10 protein-coding genes and 2 pseudogenes are annotated in these 12,452 nt (G+C 35.6%); 11 read left to right on the top strand and 1 reads right to left on the bottom strand.

What is annotated here, in order from left to right; translation table 11 throughout:
• The 11 genes and pseudogenes from I4641_RS21780 to I4641_RS21730 form a co-directional block, all read left to right on the top strand.
• Nucleotides 1–370, top strand: a pseudogene (locus tag I4641_RS21780) (IS4 family transposase); the annotation flags it as partial.
• Nucleotides 371–588: 218 nt separating this feature from the next.
• Nucleotides 589–1,659: an NAD-dependent epimerase/dehydratase family protein gene (locus I4641_RS21775; protein ID WP_229642695.1), complete on the top strand. Its 1,071-nt coding sequence runs from the start codon at nt 589–591 to the stop codon at nt 1,657–1,659.
• 36 nt (nt 1,660–1,695) lie between these two features.
• Entirely contained in the window at nt 1,696–2,370 is a 675-nt protein-coding gene (locus I4641_RS21770) for an FkbM family methyltransferase (protein ID WP_229642694.1), read from the top strand.
• A gap of 7 nt (nt 2,371–2,377) precedes the next feature.
• Nucleotides 2,378–3,295: a hypothetical protein gene (locus I4641_RS21765; protein WP_229642693.1), complete on the top strand. Its 918-nt coding sequence runs from the start codon at nt 2,378–2,380 to the stop codon at nt 3,293–3,295.
• Between the two features lie 38 nt (nt 3,296–3,333).
• Nucleotides 3,334–5,160, top strand: a complete 1,827-nt coding sequence (locus tag I4641_RS21760; protein ID WP_229642692.1) for an ABC transporter ATP-binding protein — start codon at nt 3,334–3,336, stop codon at nt 5,158–5,160.
• Nucleotides 5,161–5,190: 30 nt separating this feature from the next.
• Nucleotides 5,191–6,078 (top strand): sulfotransferase family protein, encoded by an 888-nt coding sequence (locus tag I4641_RS21755; RefSeq protein WP_229642691.1) that lies wholly within the window; start codon nt 5,191–5,193, stop codon nt 6,076–6,078.
• Nucleotides 6,079–6,108: 30 nt separating this feature from the next.
• Nucleotides 6,109–7,242 carry a nitroreductase family protein gene (locus tag I4641_RS21750; protein WP_229642690.1) on the top strand — a complete coding sequence of 378 codons (1,134 nt, stop codon included), beginning with the start codon at nt 6,109–6,111 and terminating at the stop codon, nt 7,240–7,242.
• A gap of 36 nt (nt 7,243–7,278) precedes the next feature.
• Nucleotides 7,279–8,562: a polysaccharide pyruvyl transferase family protein gene (locus I4641_RS21745; RefSeq protein WP_229642689.1), complete on the top strand. Its 1,284-nt coding sequence runs from the start codon at nt 7,279–7,281 to the stop codon at nt 8,560–8,562.
• 4 nt (nt 8,563–8,566) lie between these two features.
• Nucleotides 8,567–9,580 carry a glycosyltransferase family 2 protein gene (locus tag I4641_RS21740; RefSeq protein ID WP_229642688.1) on the top strand — a complete coding sequence of 338 codons (1,014 nt, stop codon included), beginning with the start codon at nt 8,567–8,569 and terminating at the stop codon, nt 9,578–9,580.
• A 42-nt stretch (nt 9,581–9,622) separates the two neighbouring features.
• Nucleotides 9,623–10,870: a glycosyltransferase gene (locus tag I4641_RS21735; protein WP_229642687.1), complete on the top strand. Its 1,248-nt coding sequence runs from the start codon at nt 9,623–9,625 to the stop codon at nt 10,868–10,870.
• Nucleotide 10,871: 1 nt separating this feature from the next.
• Nucleotides 10,872–12,044: a glycosyltransferase family 4 protein gene (locus I4641_RS21730; protein WP_229642686.1), complete on the top strand. Its 1,173-nt coding sequence runs from the start codon at nt 10,872–10,874 to the stop codon at nt 12,042–12,044.
• Between the two features lie 12 nt (nt 12,045–12,056).
• Here I4641_RS21730 and I4641_RS23975 read toward each other — a convergent pair.
• Nucleotides 12,057–12,398: pseudogene (locus tag I4641_RS23975) on the bottom strand (cation-translocating P-type ATPase C-terminal domain-containing protein); the annotation flags it as partial.
• Nucleotides 12,399–12,452 lie beyond the last annotated feature (54 nt).

Genomic DNA, 12,452 nt, shown 5'->3' with positions numbered 1-12,452 from the left:
GGATGGTGAGTTACTAGTTGTTGTCTCTCCTGATTCAACCACCACAGCTATTTCAAATTATGGAAAACGATGGGGAATTGAAACTTTGTTCGGAATGTTTAAGACTAGAGGATTTTGTCTTGAGTCTACTCATTTCACCGATTCGGAACGATTGAGCAAGTTATTAGCTCTTATGTCTCTGGCTTTGTGCTGGGCAATTAGGATGGGTGAGTGGTTGCATCACCATCAACCACTCAGAATCAAAAAGCATGGAAGATTAGCTAAAAGTATTTTTCGTTATGGTCTCGATCATTTACGTTCAATAGTTACTGATTTAGATTTAAAACAATCTGAGTTTCTCCAATCTTTACAGTTTTTGTCCTGTACTTAGATTTAAATTATTTTAATTAATCTGAATCATATAGAATCAATGAATTTACTTAATAGCTTATTATTTTGATGATTCAACTCAGTATTTATCATGAGGCTAATTAGTATTGCTTACTAATATACTGGCAAAGATTGCTAGTTAAATACATACAATTCTAATGATTAAACAACAATTTAATTTTAATTGTATTTTTTGTTCAAGCTAAATTGGATTTTAAAATGCGCATCTTAATTACTGGCATTTGTGGATTTGTAGGCTCAACTATAGCCAAATCTTTACGTCGCTATTCTGCAGAACATCAAATTATAGGTATCGATAACTTTTCGCGCCCTGGTAGCTGGATCAATAAAGAACCATTACAAAAATTGGATATAACTGTTATTCATGGTGATATTCGCAATGGAAGCGATTTAGAAGCTATTTCTGCTGTTGATTGGGTCATTGATGCAGCAGCAAACCCTAGTGTTTTGGCTGGAGTGGATGGGAAAAGTAGTAGCTTGCAATTGGTTCAAAACAACTTACAAGGAACAATTAATTTACTAGAATTTTGTAAAAGGCATCGAGCAGGATTTGTTTTACTTTCTACTAGTCGAGTTTATTCAATTCTAGGATTGAGCAAATTAAAAGTAACCGAAATAGATCGTGCTTTTCATCCTTTACCAAAGCAAGATTTTCCTGTAGGTATTTCCCCAAAAGGAGTTAGAGAAAGCTATTCTACAACGCCTCCTGTATCTCTCTATGGCAGCACTAAAGTAGCATCAGAACATCTAGCCTTAGAATATGGCGCAACCTTTAATTTTCCTGTGTGGATCAATCGTTGTGGGGTTATGGCTGGTGCTGGTCAATTTGGTCATCCTGGTCAGGGAATTTTTGCTTTTTGGGTGCATAGCTTCCGAGAAAAACGACCTTTAAAATATATCGGTTTTGGCGGTAATGGTTATCAGGTAAGAGATTGTTTACATCCTCAAGATTTGATTTTTTTACTAGAAAAACAATTTGCCGAACCTCTAAATACTACTAACCCCAAGATACTTAACATCAGTGGTGGGATTAGAAACAGTATGTCTTTGAGACAACTTACTGCTTGGTGTGAAGATCGTTTTGGTCACAATGAAGTGATTCAAACTAATACCGAACGTCCTTTTGATATTCCTTGGATGGTACTAGATGCTTCTGAAGCAGCCAAGGTTTGGGATTGGACTCCTCAAACCAGTATTTATGAAGTTTTAAGAGAGATCTCAGACTTTGCAGACATACATAAGGAGTGGTCTAAACTCTCTGCTGCGTAATTTATTACTCATAAATTTTAACTAAGGTAAATTAGTATGTCAGATATTGCTCAATTACTTCATCGACCATATCCTCGAAATTTAACTGCTGCCAAACAAGCAATGATTTCTTATTCTCAATTTGCAGAGGATTTGTTGGCTAGTGCGTTAATTGGTTATGAAAAAAAAGATGGTTTTTATGTTGATATTGGCTGTTTCGATCCGATAAAAGGTTCTAATACATATATCTTTTATCAAAGAGGTTGGCGAGGACTTTGCATAGATCCAAATCCCAGTTTTGCTAGTCGGTGGAAAAAATATCGACCAAACGATCTTTTTCTCAATTTAGCTATTAGTCAAGAAGAAGGTTATGTATCCTATCAAGTTAATGAGGATGCTCCCGCAACTAACTCAATATTATTAGATAAAGGCGATCTCGATACAAATAATTTACCTAACAATACGATTCAAGTTCCAAGTAAACCAATTCTTAAAGTTCTTACAGAAAATATTAAAAACAATACTCAAATAGATCTTTTGTCCATTGATTGTGAAGGAGAAGATTTTAATGTCATTAAAGCTTTCCCTTACGAGATGTTTTTACCAAAAGTAATTTTAGTTGAGGATTTTAATCGAGATAGTTCTTCTGAAATAGAGCAATTTTTAAATTCTAAAAATTATCGCCTCAAAGCAATTGCTTTAATTACGAAGATTTTTGTTTTAAATAATTAAGAATAAAATGCTGCAAACCAAAATTCAAAACTGGCGATATCGCTATGAAAAAGATAAAGGATCGAATGTATGGGCAAATGTTAGTTTACTTAACTCAGAACAGGCGAATGACTGTGTTAGCAGAGCTATTAAGGAATCTCAGCCATTCTGTGTAGGAAAAATCGGCACAAACGAACAACTTTTGTTACTTTGGGGTTCACAAATTCCGATAGAATTACCTCTGGGAATCAAATGGCAAGTTCCTTTTTCTGAAACATTAGCTTGTGCAACAAATGCAGGCATTAAACCTAGAAATGTAGCTTCATATCAAAAGTTTTCCGATCTATTTATTGATGATTTATCTATTGTAGATCTATTAGGAGTATTTTTATTACCCAGGGAAAAATCGCTATGGAAAAAGTTTGCCAAACAAGCTAAGGTTTGTAAACCTCTATATTTTACTCCCTTTGTAACCGATCGCCCTTGGTCTAGAGAACTTCGGAGTAAAAAAGTATTTGTTGTTAGCCCTTTTTTGGACTTATTCAAACAACAGATGCATAAGCGATCGCAAATTTGGCAGGAGTTAGATATTCTGCCTGATTTTGATATTGATGGCTATCAGTTTCCCTATCTAATTGATGATAATTGCGATCTCGACTGGCAAGATGTCTATCAAGATGCGATCCAAAAAATGCACCGTACAGATTTTGAGGTGGCTCTTTTTGGGTGTGGTGCATTGGGATTTCCCCTTGCAGCAGAAGCTAAACGTTTGGGAAAAGTTGGAGTTCATCTTGGTGGTTTTTTACAAGCAATGTTTGGCGTAGCAGGAGTAAGACACAAAGAACATCCTTTGTTTAAAAAATACATCAATGAAGCTTGGATTTCTCCTCCTTCATCTCACAAACCAAATAATTATCAACAGGTTGAAGGAGGATGTTACTGGTAAATATTCATGATATTTAATTTCAGTAATTTATATTTTTTATGAATTTATTAAATAGCAAATTTTCTTTATTTAAAAGAATTTTGCAAATTGTTTTTTTATTTGGCAAACGCCAGATTATTTTATTATGGATACTAATCTTACTTCAAGGAATAATTCAAGTGCTAGGTGTCTTTTCTATTATGCCTTTTTTGGCAATAGTAAATAATCCAAATAAAGCATTAGAATCTGCAATGGTTCAAAAAATAATGCAAACTATACCTTTTTTTGAAGCTGATCATTTAGTTTTAATAGTAGGTATCTTTACTATTACTTTGCTAATAGCGTCTAGTGTGGTTAATGGAGTTACAGACTTTCTCAAAGCAAGATATGCTCATTTTACTTGTATGCGTATTGGCACTTACTTATTAACTTCTTATGCTTCTCAATCTTATATTTTTTACATAAACCATAATTCAGCAGAGTTAATTAAAAGACTACAGAGTGATGTCAATATGTTCATGGGAGCAGTTTTACTTCCTTTCTTAGAACTCATTTCTCGTAGCGTTAACGTAGTACTAATTTTAATTATTTTATTTGTTGTTAGCCCAATTGCAGGTGGGATGGCATTTCTAGTTTTTGGTTCTTTCCTGGGGTTAACTTTTTTAGTGTTTCGTCTGGCCTTAATTAGAGGAAATAATGAGCGTAAAGTCTTAATTAGTCAACGTTTTATATCAGCCCATCAACTATTAATGGGCATTAAAACAGTGATGATTCATGAGTGTCAAAAACATTTTATTTCAGATTACTATCGTTCTTCTAAACGTATTGCTCAACTAGATTCTTCACTGGCAGTTATTGGAAATACTCCCAAATATATTATTGAGGCGATCGCTTTTTCTTCGGTAATAATTATAGTTTTGGTATGTCAATCACAAGGTGTTGCTCTAGAGACTATCTTGCCTTTTATGGCATTTTTTGTTTTAGCGGCTTATCGTATAATGCCTTCTCTACAGCTAATTTATCGACAGCTGACTCAGATTCAAAGCCAAAAATTTACGGTTGACATACTATATAAAGACTTAATTGAAATGAACAATTCAATTAATTTCAATCGCAATCCAGAATTACGAGCTTGGCAACCCACTGAGTTACAAGAGCGTATAGTTTTTGAAAATGTTAGTTTTGCCTATCCTAACGCGCAAAAACTATCTCTAAACGAAGTAAACTTGTCAATTAAAAAGGGTCAAAGAATAGGTTTTGTTGGCTATTCTGGCTCTGGAAAATCAACCTTAATCGATCTTTTAATTGGTTTGTTAAATCCTTCTTCAGGAAAAATTTTAATTGATGGCGTAGAGTTGACTCCTGCTAGATATGCTAATTGGCATCGTTTAGTAGGTTATGTTGCTCAAGATATTTTTCTGACGGATGAAAGTATTCGTCAAAACATTGCCTTTGGCATTGCTGAGTCAAATATTGTCGACACTCAAGTGATTTATTCAGCTAAAATTGCTCAAATTCACGACTTTATTCAAGCTGATTTTCCATTGAAATACAATACTGAATGCGGAGAAAGAGGAATTCGTTTGAGTGGAGGGCAAAAACAAAGGATTGCTTTAGCTAGAGCTTTATATCATCAGCCTAGTGTTTTAGTTTTTGATGAAGCAACCAGTGCTTTAGACTCAGAAACGGAAAGAAAGCTAATCGCTGAAATAGAAGAACTACCAGAAGATCTAACTATAGTTATGGTGGCGCATCGTCTTTCTACGGTTGAAAAATGTGATGTTATTTTTGTGTTGGAACAAGGAAAAATAGTAGCCCAAGGGACTTACGAACAACTTCTAGACAAGTCTTCTATTTTTCAAAAGCTAGCAGCTAGTATTAACTAATTTTTTAAAATATAGTTTGAGAGAGTATTTATGTTAAAGCCTAATTTTTTGATTATTGGAGCAGCTAAATCAGGAACTACTTCATTGGCTCATTATTTAGGGCAACACGAAGATATTTTTATGTCTTCTATTAAAGAAACTAGATTTTTTGCTCTAGAAGGAAAGAGTAAAGAATTTCAGGGGCCAAAGGATTGCATTACTTACGCAGAAAGTATCAACGATTGGGATTCTTACTTAAAACTATTCGCTAATAGTGGCAAATTTATCGCCAGAGGAGAAGCTTCTCCTATTTATCTATGTCATCCTGATGCACCATCAAAAATCAAGCATTATTTGGATTCAATTCCCATGATTATTATTTTACGCAATCCCATTGAAAGAGCTTTTTCTAGCTATTTGCATCTTAGGAGAGACAATCGCGAAACATACAATGGTTTTCGTCAAGCTTTGAATGCAGAAAACGAGCGTATAGATCGAAATTATAGTTATATTTGGCGATATACAGAATTGGGTTTTTATGCCAAACAATTAAAGAGATACTTTGATTATTTTCCTCGTCATTGTTTCAAAATATTTCTCTATGAAGATTTTCAATCTTATCCTCAAAAAGTAATAGCTTCTTGTTGCGACTTTATTGGTGTTGAATCTGTTTTCAAACCCCAACAAAAAGAAAAATTAAATATTTCTTATATTCCTCGTTCTCGCTATCTACAAAAATTAGCTAATAGAAGTAATTTTGTTGGAAAAATAGGTAGCAAACTGATCCCTCATAGAATTAAACAGAAAATAAAAGCAATTAATCAGCATAAACCTACTATCGATCTAGAATCAAAAGCTTATCTCCAAGAAATATTTAAAAAAGATATTTTGGATTTACAAAATATGCTGAATCGCGATCTTTCTCATTGGCTTGAATAATAAATTAATCAATAATTTAGGCAATAAAAAATGCGTAGTAGTCAATACAAAGAATCTTATCTTCAAAAAATAAATATCAAGCAATCCATTAAACATTGGGGCAAAATTATATTTGCTGGAGTTCCTCAAGCTTGGTCAGGCAGACTCAAAAAAATTTATCGAGCTGGTTTGAGATATTATTATTCTCAAAAAGATCTTAATTTTTGTCGCAATCAGTTTAATGCCGATCGCGCTCGTTTTGAGCGTCATGCACCTTGTTTTGTCCCCGCTCGATCGGATCCTTATGGCCCTTGGGATCGACAGCAGTTTCGCAGCGTTATGACTATCGAATATCATCGCTTAGAAAAAGGTCTAGCACTACCAGAACCTCGACCTGGGTTCGGCTTGGATACTGTGGTAAAACTACCTGTGATGGTAGACAAATATATTGAAAAGTTTGGTTTCGACGATCTAGCAAATATTTGCTTGAGTGTTTTAGAGCAGTATTTTCAGTTCAATCAAGATCGTCAAATTGCCAATCCAGAATTAGAAGCTTGGATTGGCAAAACCAATCGAATACATGGACATATTCGAGGAGAATTACAAACTGGTGGAAGCCATCCGTTTACTAAACAAGAACTAGTTGAATCTACTCGATTAGATTTAAGTGGATTTTTTGCTTCTCGTCATAGTATTCGTAATTTTACTAACAATTCCGTCTCCTTGGATTTAATTAGTCAGGCGGTACAAATGGCGCAGTTTACTCCATCAGTGTGCAATCGCCAGGCTGCACGAATTTCTGTATTGCATACAGCAGAAGACAAAGAAAAGGCCTTGAGTTATCAAAACGGTAATAGAGGTTTTGGACATACCGCAGATAAGGTATTGGTAATTTCTTCCAATCTCAAATCCTACAACTCTGTGGGAGAGAGAAACCAATGCTGGATTGATGGCGGTATGTTTGCGATGTCTTTAGTCTATGCTTTACATTCTTTGGGATTGGGGACGTGTTGCTTAAATTGGTGTGTCGAAAATGATGTTGATCGCTCCTTTAAGCAAGAATTAAGTATTCCTGATTCAGATGCGATCGCAATGCTGATTTTGGTTGGTTATATGCCAGACAAAATTCAGGTGGCAACTTCCCGTCGCAAACATTTAGAAGAAGTTTTATTTGTCCATAACTAATATTTTTAATTAACCACAATTAACCACAGCAAAACTATGACAGTCACTAACGCAAATATTGCCAAAGCCACATCTCAATTTCTGTTTATGGGTAATAGCAGCTATCACAATCGGGGCTGCGAAGCGATCGTACGCGGTACAATGCGTATTTTAAGAAACTCTTTTGGGGATAATATTCAAGTTGCTGCTGGCTCGTATGGTTCGGCAGAAGATTTATTTCAACAAAATGCAACCGAAATGGATCGTGATGTCCATAATTTTTTAATGAGAGAAAATCCTCCTCGATGGTCTTTGTCTTGGTGGGAAACTAAAGCGAATAGACTATTAAGTCAAGATCGCTTTGCAGGAGCAAATGCACCTCTGAAAGACAAATTAGACAAGATCGAAGCAGCACTAATTTTAGGAGGAGATACTTATTCCTTAGACTATGGTTTACCAATGCGTTATTTACGAAACGATCATTTCGTTCTCAAGCACCAGCGACCATTATTTCTTTGGGCTGCTTCAGTTGGTCCTTTTGATAAAAATCCTCAGTTTGCAGAGCAAATGTTTGAACACTTACAAAGCCTGACAGGAGTCTTTGTTAGAGAAGAAGAAACATTAAATTATTTAGCCGATAATGGAGTTAAGGATAATGTTCGTTTTGTTGCCGATCCTGCGTTTGTGATGCAGCCAGAAGAACCATCACCCAATAAATTAGGCTTTACTATTCCTGAAGATGCCATTGGCTTAAATTTCAGTCCTTTAATTGCTAAATATTTTTTGAATCGCAATATTGACGCTTGGAAAATATCATCACAAGATCGTCAAAGTTGGATAGATTTTTGTACTGATATAGTTACGGAACTAAGTCATTTGACTCAGCGTTCTATTGTACTAGTACCTCATGTGGTTCACCCGAATGTCAGCGTAGATGACTATCAACTACTCAAAGAAATTAAGGATACTGCAGAGAATGATTGCTCTACTCCGATATTGTTAGTTCCCAATACTCTCAACGGTATGGAAACCAAGTGGGTTATTGGCAAAACTCAAGTATTTGCAGGGGCAAGGACTCATTCCACTATTGCTGCTTTATCTTCTTGCGTACCTACTTTGACCATGAGCTTTAGTATTAAAGCTATTGGGATTAATCGCGATTTGTTCAATCATACTGACTACTGTTTAGATACTAGGACTTTAAATAAAAAAGAATTTATTGAAAGGTTTTGCTCGATTTTAGATAATCGTCAATCTATTAAGAATCAGCTGCTTCAAAGAGTACCAGAAGTGCAAAAACGAGCTATGCAAGCAGGTGAATTTCTCAAGGAAATGGTTTAAAGTCATGTCAAAGGTATCTGTTATTATTCCTAACTACAATCGATCGCAAGTTATTGGCGAAACCATTAATAATATGCTCGATCAAAGTTTACCTCCTCATGAAGTAATTGTGATTGATGATGGTTCGACAGATAACTCTGTTGAAGTCATTAAAAGCTTTGGCGATCGCGTTACTTTAATTCAACAATCAAATAAAGGGCCTGGTGCTGCTAGAAATGCTGGTTTAAAAATTGCTTCGGGTGAGTTTATTCAATTAATGGATAGTGACGATTTGCTATCCCTTAACAAACTAGAAATACAAGCAAAAAAGCTGATTAAAGAAGATGCCAATCTTGTTTATAGTCCTTGGGCAAAAGTTTTTTTTGATCGCCAGAATATTAAGCTAGAAAATGTAGTTTTACAACAAGCAGCCGTCCCCAATAATCGAGATTTGCTTACCTCATATCTTACTGGCTGGTCTATAGTCTTACAGCAATGTTTATTGCGGAATAGTTTAGTTAAAAAGGTTGGTTTATATCGTACTGATATGTGGACGTGCGATGATAGCGATTTCTTTCTCCGCATATTACTCGCACAACCTCAAATAACTTTTGCTAGTGAAACACTTACTCTCTATCGTCTTAATGATTACGGGAAAGTGACTGGTTCGGGATTTACCAATAAAAATAGACTTGAAGATTGGGCAAGATTTTTACTTAGTGCAGCAGACAAAATTAAAAATAAAGATCACCTTCAAGCTGCTATTAGACATCCAAAGTTTTTAACTAACGTGTGGAAAACTTATTATTTATTAAAATCTCTTGAGTCATCTGCAACAGATTTAATAGAGGGTCTGAATTTATTACTAAATACAAAATCTAATTTAAACTATTGGAAAATATATTCTAGAATGATCGAAATTAATAGCGGTATTCAAAACCGATTAAAAGGTCATCGATGGTCTGAAAACTACCAAGTGGGAAAGCTCAATGTCAGTCAAAAGCAATTGATTGCTGACTTAGGATATTATTCCAGTTAAATTTATTTTTTAGCCAAAAAAGTAGCATATTTAATTAATATTATGTCGAAAAATATTTTAATTGTTGAAGAATCTCTCAGAGATTTAAAAGCACATTGGTTTGAATATATAAAAACGATCTCGACTGCTGCGGAATCAGATGATTGGCAAGTAGATGTTGCCTGTCATCTAAATGTTGCTGATGAAATTAAAAACAAACTGAATGTATTTCCTATTTTTAGTCATGCTTATTATTTAGATAGCAATCAAAAACAGCTTCCAGGTTGGCGTTATTATGGTTTTTTACTCCATAGCGTGCGCTGTCTAAAAGTCTTGTTTCCTTTTCTCAAACAACAGTCTTGTTATGATGAAATCTTTGTCCCTACTGTATTAGTACATCATCTCATTGCTTGGTGGGCGATCTCAACTTTCCATCCCCACTCGCCAAAACACATAACTCTATTTTTTGTAACAAATCCTGGCGTTTGGGATCGAGAAACAAAGCAAGTTATATTTCCCAAATCATCTCGGTTACAAGGTTTGTTACTCCAGGGCTTTAAAAAACTAATCGAACAAGGAAAAGTTACTTTTGCCGTAGAAACAAAAGGTGCAAAAAGAGAGTTTGAAGAGTTGACAGGTTTACCATTTCAACTTTTACCCCATCCCGTACCAGAATTTGATTTTACGCCTACTCTTTGTAAGCCTATAAAATTTGCTTGTTATGGCTTTGCTCGTTATGAAAAAGGTTCGGATTTATTAAAATATGCGATCGCAAGATTACTCTGTCAACATACTGATTTTGATGCTAAGTTTTCTATTCAATGGGTTGAATCTTTTACTCTTCCCGATGGTAGTCTTTGCCAGCTAGATAAAGATTTTTGTAACTTACCTCAATTAGAAATTATCGATCGCCCTTTAATAAGTCCAGACTATCAAAGCTTACTACAAGCTACGGGATGTATGGTTTTACCTTATCGAAACTCTTCGTATTACGCCCGTGTATCTCGCGTAGCAATTGAAGCTGTATGTTTGGGCATTCCAGTTATTTACACCAAGGGAGGGTGGTTAGAAGATACTCTCGTTGAGTTTGGTGCGGGAATTGGTATTGAGGATGAAAATAGCGACGAGTTGATTGAAGCAATAATATTAATGCTGACTAATTTTAACGATTATAGGCAGCAGGCAATTTTCAAACAAGCCGAAGCAAAACAATATTTTTCGGGTCAGAATTTCTGTCAGATGCTTTTGAAGGAATCACACTCAAAAGACCAATATTTTCAAGTAAGTCAAATTAGGTCATCTTCTGTCTAAAATGAAACTACTTTATTATTCTCCTGCTAGTTATGGTGGCATTGCTGACTATGCTCACGAACAAGCTAATGCTTTAGTAGATCGAGGGATAGATGTCACTTTTTTATGTACTCCTGACTATCCTACTCATAGGGGAGAAAAGTACCAAATAGTAAGTGTCTTAGAAGAATTTAAGTCTAGTAAGATTAACAATAAAGTTGCCAAAGCAATCAATTTTATTACTGTCACTCTAAGAAACTTTAGTAAACTAGCTCGGTTTATTGAAGCTAATCATTTTAAGTATGTCTTATTTGGTTCTTATAGCGAATATTTTGCCCCCTTTTGGTCTTATAAATTAAAAAAACTAGCCGATCGCGGTACGATATTTGGAGCGATCATACACGATCCTGTAAGAGATTTTGTCGTAGGGTCTCTTTGGTGGCATCGTTGGTCAATTGCCTGTGGTTATTCTTTTCTCAAAGCAGCCTTTGTTCACGAAGCGATCGCTTTGGATACGGTTAAACCGATGCCTCAATTAACTACAACTGTTATTCCTCATGGGGTTTTTAGCTTTCCCACCACAGTAACATCAAGAGCAGAAACACGGACTAATTTAGATCTACCTCTTGATGCAAAGGTGATGCTAGCTTTTGGTCATATTCGAGATAATAAAAATCTTGATTTAGCGATCCGTGCTTTAGCAAACTTTCCTGATTTGTATCTTATAGTTGCAGGAAAAGAGCAATCATCGGGTCAAAAACCTGTTAGTTTCTATCAAAATTTAGCAACAGATTTGGAGGTAGGCGATCGCTGTCGCTGGCTTATTAAGTTTATCCCAGATACAGAAATAGCCAGTATTTTTACCGCTACGGATCTTACTCTCTTAACCTATAGTAGTAATTTTCGTTCTGCTAGTGGTGTCCTAAATACATCCACTTTCTATCGCAAACCTTGTTTAGCCTCAGGGGGACAAGGTTCATTAAAATCTGTGGTTGATAAGTATAAATTAGGAATTTGGATTGAGTCTGACAATGTAGATGAAATTACTAGAGGAATCAGACAATGGCTAGAAAACTCTCCTCATAGTATGTGGGAGAAATATTTTACTGAAAATTCTTGGAATAAGAATGTCTACTTAGTTTTCAATCAGCTAGAAAAAATAAATCGCGATCAAAATATTAAAACTAGAAGCTAGAAGTAGTAGTTTCTAATAGCCATAACTCCACCAGACGACTAAGAATGCACTCATTCCCAATACTGCTTCGATTAAACCGAGAAAACCATAGGCACGGGCTAAGAGAGAGCGATCGAGGAGGGGTTGGGATTTTTTACGAGGTGGCTGCTGCATAATTCCCCGTTCGGGGGTTTCTGCCCCCGTAACTTCAATATCAGCATCCACCGTTGTAGTTGGCAGCCAGAGACGACGCACTGTCATCTCATTTTTAGTTAAAGTTCCTGTCTTATCGGTACAAATAGCCGTTGTCGCACTGAGGGCTTCTACTGCTGAGAGACGACGCACTAAGGCATTACGCTTTGCCATGCGCTGTACCTAGGGTGTTGATTTTGTCAAAAATAGCTGGGAGTAATTTCATACACTTTCTCT

The sequence above is a fragment of the Waterburya agarophytonicola KI4 genome (genome assembly GCF_020640915.1).
In the GTDB taxonomy this organism is placed as follows: Bacteria; Cyanobacteriota; Cyanobacteriia; order Cyanobacteriales; family Xenococcaceae; genus Waterburya; species Waterburya agarophytonicola.
The sequence above is the reverse complement of the archived record's forward strand: the minus strand, read 5'-3'. Positions and strand labels throughout refer to the sequence as shown.

Coding starts and splice junctions, on each gene's coding strand:
- I4641_RS21775 (WP_229642695.1), top strand. CDS start 589: ATGCGCATCTTAATTACTGGCATTTGTGGATTTGTAGGCTCAACTATA.
- I4641_RS21770 (WP_229642694.1), top strand. CDS start 1,696: ATGTCAGATATTGCTCAATTACTTCATCGACCATATCCTCGAAATTTA.
- I4641_RS21765 (WP_229642693.1), top strand. CDS start 2,378: ATGCTGCAAACCAAAATTCAAAACTGGCGATATCGCTATGAAAAAGAT.
- I4641_RS21760 (WP_229642692.1), top strand. CDS start 3,334: ATGAATTTATTAAATAGCAAATTTTCTTTATTTAAAAGAATTTTGCAA.
- I4641_RS21755 (WP_229642691.1), top strand. CDS start 5,191: ATGTTAAAGCCTAATTTTTTGATTATTGGAGCAGCTAAATCAGGAACT.
- I4641_RS21750 (WP_229642690.1), top strand. CDS start 6,109: ATGCGTAGTAGTCAATACAAAGAATCTTATCTTCAAAAAATAAATATC.
- I4641_RS21745 (WP_229642689.1), top strand. CDS start 7,279: ATGACAGTCACTAACGCAAATATTGCCAAAGCCACATCTCAATTTCTG.
- I4641_RS21740 (WP_229642688.1), top strand. CDS start 8,567: ATGTCAAAGGTATCTGTTATTATTCCTAACTACAATCGATCGCAAGTT.
- I4641_RS21735 (WP_229642687.1), top strand. CDS start 9,623: ATGTCGAAAAATATTTTAATTGTTGAAGAATCTCTCAGAGATTTAAAA.
- I4641_RS21730 (WP_229642686.1), top strand. CDS start 10,872: ATGAAACTACTTTATTATTCTCCTGCTAGTTATGGTGGCATTGCTGAC.